Source organism: Achromobacter sp. DMS1, from assembly GCF_001270295.1.
This window is the reverse complement of record NZ_LHSJ01000142.1, coordinates 1-10,464: the sequence shown is the minus strand read 5'-3', so window position 1 is coordinate 10,464 and position 10,464 is coordinate 1. Positions and strand designations below refer to the sequence as shown.

The 10,464-nt window shown below is 67.0% G+C and carries 7 protein-coding genes and 4 pseudogenes; 9 read left to right on the top strand and 2 right to left on the bottom strand.

The genetic code is table 11. From position 1 onward, the window contains the following. Positions 1-133: 133 nt before the first annotated feature. The gene (gene purN / locus AD428_RS16275; RefSeq protein ID WP_053245873.1) at positions 134-799 is read right to left on the bottom strand and encodes a phosphoribosylglycinamide formyltransferase; all 666 of its coding nucleotides are present in this window, start codon (positions 797-799) and stop codon (positions 134-136) included. Positions 800-917: 118 nt separating this feature from the next. Here purN and AD428_RS16270 point away from each other — a divergent pair. From AD428_RS16270 to AD428_RS28105, 5 genes and pseudogenes are all read left to right on the top strand, one after another. Beyond that, a pseudogene (locus AD428_RS16270) lies at positions 918-1,884 on the top strand (bifunctional riboflavin kinase/FAD synthetase). Beyond that, positions 1,874-4,735 (top strand): annotated as a pseudogene (ileS, locus tag AD428_RS16265) (isoleucine--tRNA ligase). The pseudogenes AD428_RS16270 and ileS overlap by 11 nt, the downstream one beginning before the upstream one ends. A gap of 2 nt (positions 4,736-4,737) precedes the next feature. Further along, positions 4,738-5,279, top strand: a pseudogene (lspA, locus tag AD428_RS16260) (signal peptidase II). Between the two features lie 95 nt (positions 5,280-5,374). Then, positions 5,375-5,953 (top strand): flavoprotein, encoded by a 579-nt coding sequence (locus tag AD428_RS28115; protein ID WP_235490568.1) that lies wholly within the window; start codon positions 5,375-5,377, stop codon positions 5,951-5,953. Further along, positions 5,872-6,566, top strand: a pseudogene (locus tag AD428_RS28105) (phosphopantothenoylcysteine decarboxylase). The gene AD428_RS28115 and the pseudogene AD428_RS28105 overlap by 82 nt, the downstream one beginning before the upstream one ends. A 48-nt stretch (positions 6,567-6,614) precedes the next feature. Here the strand turns inward: AD428_RS28105 and AD428_RS16250 are convergent. Continuing rightward, positions 6,615-7,481, bottom strand: coding sequence for a Bug family tripartite tricarboxylate transporter substrate binding protein (locus AD428_RS16250; protein ID WP_235490557.1), 867 nt, complete (start codon positions 7,479-7,481; stop codon positions 6,615-6,617). Here AD428_RS16250 and AD428_RS16245 point away from each other — a divergent pair. The 4 genes from AD428_RS16245 to AD428_RS16230 all read left to right on the top strand — a co-directional run. Continuing rightward, on the top strand, positions 7,472-7,972 hold the full coding sequence (locus tag AD428_RS16245) for an NmrA family NAD(P)-binding protein (RefSeq protein ID WP_082308456.1): 501 nt from the start codon (positions 7,472-7,474) through the stop codon (positions 7,970-7,972). The genes AD428_RS16250 and AD428_RS16245 overlap by 10 nt on opposite strands. A 32-nt stretch (positions 7,973-8,004) precedes the next feature. Then, positions 8,005-8,946, top strand: coding sequence for a LysR family transcriptional regulator (locus tag AD428_RS16240; protein WP_053245692.1), 942 nt, complete (start codon positions 8,005-8,007; stop codon positions 8,944-8,946). Then, positions 8,946-9,224: a hypothetical protein gene (locus tag AD428_RS16235; protein WP_053245695.1), complete on the top strand. Its 279-nt coding sequence runs from the start codon at positions 8,946-8,948 to the stop codon at positions 9,222-9,224. Before AD428_RS16240 ends, AD428_RS16235 begins: the two co-directional genes overlap by 1 nt. 236 nt (positions 9,225-9,460) lie before the next feature. Beyond that, positions 9,461-10,464: type IV secretory system conjugative DNA transfer family protein (locus tag AD428_RS16230; protein WP_152968122.1), on the top strand; the 1,004-nt coding region annotated here is incomplete at its 3' end.

Below are 10,464 nucleotides of genomic sequence, written 5' to 3'. Positions count from 1 at the left end.
GCCTTCGGCGGGCCGCGCGGGCGGAGGGCGGGCCTCGGCGCGGCCGGAGGATCGGGAACGCGGGGGATCGGGGTTTGTTCATGAGGGTATCCAGAAAGGCGGCGAGCCGCCCGGGCTAGGCGGTGCAGCGGCGTCAGCCGCCGGGCGTCCAGACGAACAGGCGGTCGGGGTCGCCAGCGACGTCCACGCGGTGGTCGCTCGTCAGCGAGACGCGGCCCTCGGCCAGCCAGCGCACCGCGGCGGGAAAGACGCGGTGCTCGACGGCCAGAACCCGCCCGGCCAGCGATTCCGGGGTGTCGCCGGCCAGCACCGGCACGCAGCCCTGGGCGATGATGGGACCATGGTCGAGCACCGGCGTGACGAAATGCACGGTGCAGCCGTGCACGCGCACGCCGGTGGCAAGCGCCTGCGCATGAGTGTGCAGCCCCGGAAACGCCGGCAGCAGCGAGGGGTGGATGTTCACCAGCCGGCCGGCGTAGCGATTGACGAACGCCGGCGTGAGCACACGCATGAAGCCGGCCAGGATGACGTAATCGGGGCGGTGCAGGTCGATTTCGTCGGCCAGGGCGGCATCGAAGGCTTCGCGGCTGGCGTAGTCTTTGTGGTAGAGCGCCGCGGTGGCGATGCCCTGCGAGGCGGCCCATTCCAGGCCGGCCGCGTCGGGGCGGCTGGCGATGACCGCCGCGACCTCGGCGGGCCAGGCTTCGGCGCGGCAGGCCTCGGCCAGGGCGCGCATGTTGCTGCCCCGCCCGGAAATCAGGATGACGAGGCGGCGCTTGATGGTAGAAGAATCCGGCAAGATGGGGTTCCGGCGAGAAAAATGACGAAAAGGCACGAAAGACCGGCCGCGGGGGAAGCCGCGGGCGCCGGCAACGGCGGGACAGCCGCAAAGAATCCAAAATTGTAAACTCTCGCTCGTGAAACCATTGCTGCGCATTTACCGATACCTCCCTCCGCCCGCCGAGCGCGCGCCCTGCGCGCTGACCATCGGCAATTTCGACGGCGTGCATCGCGGCCACCAGGCCATGCTTGCGCGCGTCTGTCAGGCGGCCCGCGAACGCGGGCTCACACCCTCGGTCATGACCTTCGAGCCGCATCCGCGCGAGTATTTCGCCGCCCTGCACCGCCGCCCCGAGCTCGCGCCCACGCGCATCTCCGGGCTGCGCGACAAGCTGGCCGCGCTGGCGCGGCACGGCGTGTCGCAGGTGGTGGTCGAGCGCTTCGATGCCCGGCTGGCCGAAATGTCGGCCAATTCGTTCATCGAACAGCTGCTGGTGGAGGGGCTGCGCACGCGCTGGCTCCTGGTGGGCGAGGATTTCCGCTTCGGCCACAAGCGCAGCGGCGACATCGAGCTGCTGCGCGAGGCCGGCATGCGCCACGGGTTCGAGGTGCAGACCCTGGCCGACGTCGCCGACCAGCACGGCCACCGCATCTCCAGCTCCGAGGTGCGCACCGCGCTGGCCGTGGGCGACCTGGACCGCGCCCGGCATCTGCTGGGGCATCCCTTCCACATCAGCGGCCACGTGATCCACGGCCAGAAGCTGGGCCGCACGCTGGGCTTTCCCACCATGAACCTGCGCGTGGCGCAGCGCTGCGCGGCGCGCTCGGGGCATCTACGTGGTGCAGGTGCACGGCCTGGCCGGGCGGCCGCTGCCCGGGGTGGCCAGCCTGGGCGTGCGCCCCACCGTGGAAGACCAGGGCCGCGTGCTGCTGGAGGCCCACCTGCTCGACGAGACCGTGAACGCATACGGTAAACTCGTGCGAGTCGAGTTCCTGCACATGCTGCGGGACGAAGAAAAATTTCCCGATCTCCCTTCCCTGACTGCCGCCATCGCCGAAGACGCGCGAAACGCGCGCGCCTATTTTGCCGTTCATGGACTATAAAAAAACCCTCAACCTGCCCGACACTCCCTTTCCCATGCGGGGCGACCTCGCCCGCCGCGAGCCGGGCTGGATCGCCCAATGGGAGGAAAACCACGTCTACCAGGCGATCCGGGCCGCCAGCCGCGGCCGCCCGCGCTTCGTGCTGCACGACGGGCCGCCCTACGCGAACGGCGACATCCACATCGGTCATGCGGTCAACAAGATCCTGAAGGACATCATCGTCAAGAGCCGCAACATGGCCGGCTACGACGCGCACTACGTGCCGGGCTGGGACTGCACGGCATGCCGATCGAGATCCAGATCGAGAAGAAATACGGCAAGCACCTGCCCGTGGCCGAGGTGCAGTCCAAGGCGCGCGCCTACGCGCTCGAGCAGATCGACCGCCAGCGCAAGGATTTCAAGCGCCTGGGCGTGCTGGGTGAATGGGACCGCCCCTACCTCACCATGAATTTCAGCAATGAGGCCGACGAGATCCGCGCGCTGGGCCGCATTCTGCAGAAAGGCTATGTGTTCCGCGGCCTGAAGCCCGTGAACTGGTGTTTCGACTGTGGCTCGGCGCTGGCCGAGGCCGAGGTCGAGTACGCCGACCGCACCGACCCGGCCGTGGACGTGGCCTTCCCCTTCGCCGAGCACGCCCGCCTGGCCGACGCCTTCGGGCTCGAATCGGTGGAAGACGGCGCCATCGTCATCTGGACCACCACGCCCTGGACCATTCCCTCGAACCAGGCGCTGAACCTGCATCCCGAGATCGAATATGCGCTGGTGCGCGTGTCGCCGGCGCCCGCCTTCGGCCCGCTGCTGCTGCTGGCCGCCGAGCGCGTGGAACCCTGCCTGAAGCAATGGGGCCTGCAGGGAGAGATCATCGCCACCGCGCCGGGCGCCCGGCTGTCGGAAATCGCCTTCCATCACCCGCTCGCCCGCGTGAACCCCGGCTACGACCGCAAGTCGCCGGTGTACCTGGGCGACTACGTGACGGTGGATTCCGGCACGGGGGTGGTGCACTCCGCGCCCGCCTACGGCATCGAGGATTTCCAGTCGTGCAAGGCGCACGGCCTGAAAGATTCGGACATCATCAATCCGGTGTTGGGCGACGGCAAGTACGCCGACAGCCTGCCGCTTTTCGGCGGCCTGTCCATCTGGGACGCCAACCCCAAGATCGTCGAGGCGCTCAGGCAGGCCGGCACGCTGATGCACGTGGAAAAGCACCAGCACAGCTACATGCACTGCTGGCGCCACAAAACGCCCGTGATCTACCGCGCCACCAGCCAGTGGTTCGCCGGCATGGACGTCACGCCCAAGGACGGCGGCGCCACGCTGCGCGAAACCGCGCTGGCCGGCATCGACGCCACGGCTTTCTACCCCTCCTGGGGCCGCGCGCGCCTGCACGCCATGATCGCCAACCGGCCCGACTGGACGCTCTCGCGCCAGCGGCAGTGGGGCGTGCCCATGGCGTTCTTCGTGCATAAAGAAACCGGCGAGCTGCATCCGCGCACGCCCGAGCTGCTCGAAGAAGTGGCCCGGCGCGTGGAGCAAGGCGGCATCGAGGCCTGGCAGACGCTGGACCCGCGCGAGCTGCTGGGCGACGAGGCCGACCAGTACGAAAAGAACCGCGACACGCTGGACGTGTGGTTCGATTCGGGCAGCACCCACGCCACCGTGCTGGGCGGCAAGGACCGCGACTTCGCCGGCTCCCATGGCGCCGAGCTGGCCTGGCCGGCCGACCTGTACCTGGAAGGCTCGGACCAGCATCGCGGCTGGTTCCATTCCTCGCTGCTCACGGGCTGCATGCTGTATGGCCAGCCGCCCTACAAGGCCCTGCTCACGCACGGCTTCGTAGTGGACGGCCAGGGCCGCAAGATGAGCAAATCGGTGGGCAACGTCATCGCGCCGCAGAAGGTGTCCGATTCGCTGGGCGCCGAAATCCTGCGCCTGTGGGTGGCTTCCACCGATTATTCCGGCGAGCTCTCGATCTCCGACGAGATCCTCAAGCGCGTGGTGGAAGGCTACCGCCGCATCCGCAACACGCTGCGCTTCCTGCTGGCCAACCTGGCCGATTTCGACGCGGTATCGCAAGCCGTGCCCTACGGCGAGCTGTTCGAGATCGACCGCTATGCGCTGGCCATGACGACGCGCATGCAGGCCGAGGTGCAGGCCCATTACGAGCGCTACGACTTCCACCCCGCGGTGGCCCGCCTGCAGACCTTCTGCTCGGAAGACCTGGGCGCGTTCTACCTGGACGTGCTGAAAGACCGCCTCTACACCACGGCGGCCGGCAGCCTGGCGCGCCGCTCGGCCCAGACCGCCCTGCTCGACATCACGCAGACCCTGCTCAAGCTGATGGCGCCCATCCTGTCCTTCACGGCCGAAGAGGCCTGGAAGGAACTGACGGCCTCGGCGCTGAAGAACCAGGCCGACGCGGCGCGCGTCACCATCTTCACCGAGGTCTATCACGTGCTGCCGCCCTTCGCCGACGAAGACGCGCTGGTGACCAAGTGGACGCGCCTGCGCGCCATCCGCGCCGACGTGCAGCGCAAGCTCGAGGAAGTGCGCACGGCCGGCGAGATCGGCTCGTCGCTGCAGGCGGAGGTGGACATCCGCGCCAGCGGCGAAGACCTGCAATGGCTCCAGAGCCTGGGCGATGACCTGCGCTTCGTGCTCATCGTCTCGCGCGCGGCGTGCATGCCGGCGAAGGCGAGCCGCGCATCGACGCGCACCAGCCTCGGCGCACAAGAAGTGCGAACGCTGCTGGCACTGGCGCGCGGACGTGGGCCAGGATCCGGACCATCCCGAGATCTGCGGCCGCTGCGTCTCCAACCTGTTCGGCCCGGGCGAAGCCCGCGACAAGGCCTGAGCATGGCCCGGCCTTCCGATACCGGCACGTCCGATACCGGCGCGCCGTCCAGCCGGCGCGCGCGAACCCGCGCGCGCCGGCCGCTGGCTGGCGCTCGCCCTGGCCATCATCGTGCTGGACCAGATCACCAAGGTCTACTTCAACACGGCCTACCAGTACGGCGAGCGGGTCAACGTGCTGCCCTTCTTCGACTTCACGCTGCTGTACAACCGCGGCGCGGCCTTCAGCTTCCTGGCCTCCGAAGAAGGCTGGCAGCGCTGGCTCTTCACGGGCCTGGGCTGCGTGGCCGCCGTGGTCATCGTCTGGCTGCTTGCGCCGCACGGCGCGGCAGCCGCGCTTCTGCCTGGCGCTCGCCATGATCCTGGGCGGCGCCGTGGGCAACGTGATCGACCGCGTGGCCTATGGCCACGTGGTGGATTTCCTGCTTTTCTACTGGCGCGACTGGGCCTACCCCGCCTTCAACCTGGCCGACGTGGGCATCACCTGCGGCGCCGTGCTGCTGGTGCTGGACGAGCTGTTGCGCGCGCGCAAGCCCCGCGCCTGACCGCGCAGCGGGCGCGCCGGATGCCGCGCCCGCCCATTGCGAATAAAATTCCGGTTCATCCTTTCTCAGCGCGGCCGCGCGCCGCCCCCGCCTCTATGCTCGACCTCGCCCGCAAACGCATCGTCCTCGGCCTGACCGGGGGCATCGCCTGCTACAAGATCGCCGAGCTGGTCCGGCGCATGACCGAACAGGGCGCCACGGTGGACGTGGTCATGACCGAAGCCGCCACGCACTTCATCACGCCCGTCACCATGCAGGCGCTGTCGGGCCGGCCGGTGTTCATCGACGCCAAGGGACGCGCGCGTGCCCAACAACATGGCGCACATCGACCTGACGCGCGGCGCGGACGCGTGCTGGTCGCGCCGGCCAGCGCCGATTTCATGGCCAAGCTGGCGCACGGCATGGCCGACGACCTGCTTTCCACCCTGTGCCTGGCGCGCGCCTGTCCCCTGCTGGTGGCGCCCGCCATGAACCGCGAAATGTGGGCCAACCCGGCCACGCAGCGCAATGTGGCGCAACTGCGCGCCGACGCGTCAGCGTGCTGGGCCCGGCGGCGGGCGAGCAGGCCTGCGGCGAGACGGGCGACGGCCGCATGCTGGAAGCGCACGAACTGCTGGCCGATCTCATCGCCTTTTTCCAGCCCAAGCTGCTGGCCGGGCGGCACGTGCTGCTGACCGCCGGCCCCACGTCCGAGCCGGTGGATCCGGTGCGCGTGCTGAGCAACCGCTCCCTGCAGGCGACGGCTATGCGCTGGGCGCGCGCCGCGCACGAGGCAGGCGCCCGCGTCACGCTCATCACGGCGCCACCGCGCTGCCGATTCCGCGCGGCGTGACTGCGCTGTCGGTGACCACGGCGCGCCAGATGCGCGACGCGGTCATGGCCAGCGCGGCCGACGCCGACATCTTCATCGCCGTGGCGGCCGTGGCCGACTGGCGCGTCAAGAACGTCAGCGCCCAGAAACTCAAGAAAACCAGCGAAGGCGGCGGCGCGCCCGCGATGGAGTTCGAGCCCAACCCCGACATCCTGGCCGAGGTGGCGCGCATGGAGCATGGCCCGTGGTGCGTGGGTTTCGCGGCCGAAACCGAAAAGCTCGCCGAGCACGCCGAAGCCAAGCGCGTGCGCAAGGGCATTCCGCTGCTGGTGGGCAACCTGGCGCACAAGGTCATGGACGCCGACACCACCGAGCTGGTGCTCTTCGACGAGCACGGCGTGCATCCGCTGCCGGCGGCCGGCAAGCTCGACGCCGCGCGCCGGCTCATCGCGGAGATCGCCGCGCGCCTGCCGTAGCGCGGCGCGGGCGCGCCCGATGCCGCGCCCCTCTTCAAGCCTCCCTTCTTACTGTTCCAGCGAGATATTGGCCGCCTTGACGATGTCGGCCCACTGCTGGCGGTCCTTCTCCAGGAACTGGCCGAACTGCTCCGGCGTCATGCCCGTAACCGGTTCCGAGCCCAGCATGCCCATCTTCTCGATGACGCCGGGCTGCTTGAGCACGTCCTGCAACGCGGCGTAGTAGGCCGCCAGCACGTCGGCCGGCAGGCCGGCGGGCGCGAACACGCCCTGCCAGGTCGGCATGTCGAATCCCTTGAGGCCCTGCTCGTCCAGCGTGGGCACGTCGGGCAGCTGCGGCGCGCGCTTGAGCGAAGCCACGCCGATGGCCTTGACCTTGCCCTGCTGGGCCAGCGGGGCCGCCGTGGAGATGTTGTCCATGGTCATGGCGATGTGGCCGCCCAGCAGGTCGGTAATGACGGGCGCCGCGCCGCGGTAAGCCGCGTGCGGCACCTTCACGCCCAGGCGATACAGCATGGTTTCGGCGATCAGGTGGTTGGAAATGCCCACGCCGGCGGTGCCGTAAGTGGCCGAGGGCGTCTCCTGGAAGTATTCCTTCAGTTCGGCGAGATTGCTCGCCGGCACGTCCTTGTTGACGATGACGACATTGGGCTGCACGGCCGCCAGCGTGATCGGCGTGAAGTCCGAGGGCTTGTAGTTGGTGCCCTTGGGATTGAGCACGTGGGTGATCGCCATGGAACCGGCCGCGCCGATGCCGATGGTGTAACCGTCGGCAGGCGACTGGCTCAGGCGGAAAGCCATGATGTTGCCGCCGGCGCCGGCCAGGTTTTCCACCACCACGGACTGTCCCAGGCGCTGCGACAGCGGCTCGGCCAGCAGTTCCGCGCTTCGATGCCAAGCCTCGTATCGAGGCACACATCCGCGAACTTCCGCTCACGGCAACCATCGTCCGCCCGATGATCTTTATGGAGATGCTAGTTTGCCCTGGTTTTGGCCTTGAAGAAGGGCGGCTAGTTTTCCTGGTCCACCGAGATCATTCGATCCAACTAACTGCCGTGGAGGACATCGGGAAAATCGTTGCCGCCATGTTTGCGGACAAAGCCCGATTTGCCGGGATGACGTTGAGGATTGCGAGCGATCGCGTGACAGGTCGCGAGATGGAGGCAGCCTTCTCGGAGGCCGCTGGTCGACCCATCACCTATACCCGATTCCCAGATGAGGTCCTGGCCGCCAATGCCGATTTGGCGCACATGGCGTCAAGCCTAGAAGATGGTCCTCTTGCAGAGCGAGTAGATCTCGATTTGATGCGGGAGCTCAATCCTGAGCTTCTCTCGCTGCGTTCATGGTTAATGAGCGTTGGAAGAAAAAAACTTGAAGAAGCGTGCGCCGGAAACAAGCGCGGATAGGCTGCCCCAAGAAGAGAAGAGAATGCACCAAGATGGAGTTTCGCCACCTCCGCTGCTTTCTCGCCGTAGCTGAAGAACTGCACTTCGCTCGTGCAGCAGAGCGACTGCATATCGAGCAGTCACCCTTGTCGCGCGCCATCAAAGAACTTGAAGAAGAACTCGGCGTGGTGCTGTTCGCCCGTACCACGCGCAGCACGCGCCTAACCGGAGCGGGCAAGCTGTTTCTGGATCATGTGCCGCGCGTCTTCGCCGCCTTACAGCAGGCGCGCGACAGCGTAAAGGCAGCGGCCAATGGCTTCCACGGCCAGTTGCGTGTGGCACTGTCCGATGGAATCACGCCCTCACGCTTGCCAGCACTGCTGGCGCTGTGCCGGCAGGAAGAGCCGGAGGTTGAAATCCGCCTCTTCGAGGTGCCGCTGGCGCAACAGATCAAGGGCCTGCACGACGATCTGTACGACGTGGGATTCGCGCAATCCGATGAGGTCGGCGATGGGGTCGTCACCATCCCCGCCTGGAGTGACGCGCTCATGGTGGCGGTGCCAGCACGGCATCCACTGCTGGCCCACAAGCGGATTCCCCTGGAGGAACTGCTGCGCTATCCGCTGGTTTTGTGCGACCCGCAAGTCTGCGAAGGCCATGCCAAGCATGTTGATCGGGTGCTGCGGCGAGTGGATATGGAGCCACTGATCGCAGAGCGGGTCGCAACATGCGATCTGATGATGGCGCTGGTATCGGCTGGCTTTGCGCTCGGATTGGCGGGCGCTGCGCACATTGCCGCCTGCCGTGAACCGGGCGTGGTGGCCCGACCATTGGCCTCGCGCGTGCCGCCGCTGACAACCTACCTGCTGCGCCTCGGAGGCGAGCCGTCGGATGAGCTGAAACGGTTCATTGAGCGCGTAGAGGCCATCGAATCTCCAGAATTTCCACGGCCCAAGGCGGGCCATAACCCTGATCCCGCAGGGGGACCTGCGTGATAAATAAGATCATTTCGTTTCTGCTCGTGGCCCTGTTGACCGCGTGTGGCCAGTCTGAGACACCACAGAGCCCCGCTGATTCTGCGGCCAACATCCCGACGGTGGAAGAACTGGCAGCCAACCCCAAATGGCTCAATGACCTGCGCCAGCGATGCAAGAAGGATCGCCCCAAGCTGGGCGACGTGCTGTGCAACCGGGTCACCGAGGCCACGCGCATGCGGTTCTATGGCGACGGCGAAACACCCTACACGCCGCCGAAGGAACCGCCCAAGTTCTGATTGTTGGCCCGTCGCCGCATCACCTTCACTTTTCCGTTCGACACGCCGCAATGCGCCCGCGCTTGCGGCGTTTTTATTTGGCTCGCTGGCTCACTCATTCCGTCTTTTTGCTCGACCTTTCTGCTTGAAACGGTCTTTGACCGGCACTGACCCGGCGCCGAACCTGACGCCTGCGGCACGCCCTTGTGCCGCTTCTTCCAAGAGGAACCAGCGCAGGAGAGATCGGAGGCCAGGTCATGCAAGGGACGAACGTGCGGTTCGGTCAGATTGCCGTGGTATTCGGCATCGTGATCGCCGGAGTGTGGGGCGCCACACAATGGACAGCAGCCGCCCTTGGGTATCAAGTACGCCTTGGCTCGCCCTGGTTCGATCTTCTTGGCACGCCTGTCTACTACCCGTGGAAGCTGTTCGAGTGGTGGTTCTTCTTCGGCGCCTATGCGCCGGAGGTCTTCGACATCGGCGGCGCCATTGCCGGCGCCAGCGGCATGGTCGCCGTGGGCGTGGCCATCGCCATGTCGGTCTGGCGCTCGCGCCAAGCACGCCTTGTTACCACATACGGCTCTGCGCGCTGGGCGAGCGCGGATGACATTCGCAAGGCGGGCCTGACGCAACCGGCCGGCGTGTTCCTCGGCCAGCACGACCGCCAGTACCTGCGTCACGATGGCCCGGAGCACGTCCTGACCTTCGCGCCCACGCGCTCGGGTAAGGGCGTGGGCCTGGTAGTGCCCACCTTGTTGAGCTGGCCGGCGTCGGCCGTCATCCACGACATCAAGGGCGAGAACTGGCAGATCACCGCCGGCTGGCGCAGCCGATTCAGCCACTGCCTGCTGTTCAACCCCACCGATGCGAAATCGGCGGCCTACAACCCGCTATTGGAGGTGCGGCGCGGCGCGCATGAAGTGCGCGATGTGCAGAACATCGCGGACATTCTGGTCGATCCCGAAGGTGCGCTGGAACGGCGCAATCATTGGGAGAAAACCAGCCACGCGCTGTTAGTCGGTGCGATCTTGCATGTGCTCTACGCCGGCGAAGACAAGACGCTGCGCGGCGTCGCCAACTTCCTCTCCGACCCGGCTTGCCCATTCGAGCTGACCCTGCATCGGATGATGACGACGCGGCATCTGGGCAATGCGCCGCATCCTGTGGTGGCATCTGCCGCGCGCGAAGTCCTCAACAAGGCGGACAACGAGCGTTCCGGCGTGTTGAGCACCGCCATGTCGTTCCTCGGCCTGTACCGCGA

Excerpts from the sequence above, each read along its gene's own strand:
- AD428_RS28115 (WP_235490568.1), top strand. The coding sequence starts at position 5,375 with ATGCTCGACCTCGCCCGCAAACGCATCGTCCTCGGCCTGACCGGGGGC.
- AD428_RS16240 (WP_053245692.1), top strand. The coding sequence starts at position 8,005 with ATGGAGTTTCGCCACCTCCGCTGCTTTCTCGCCGTAGCTGAAGAACTG.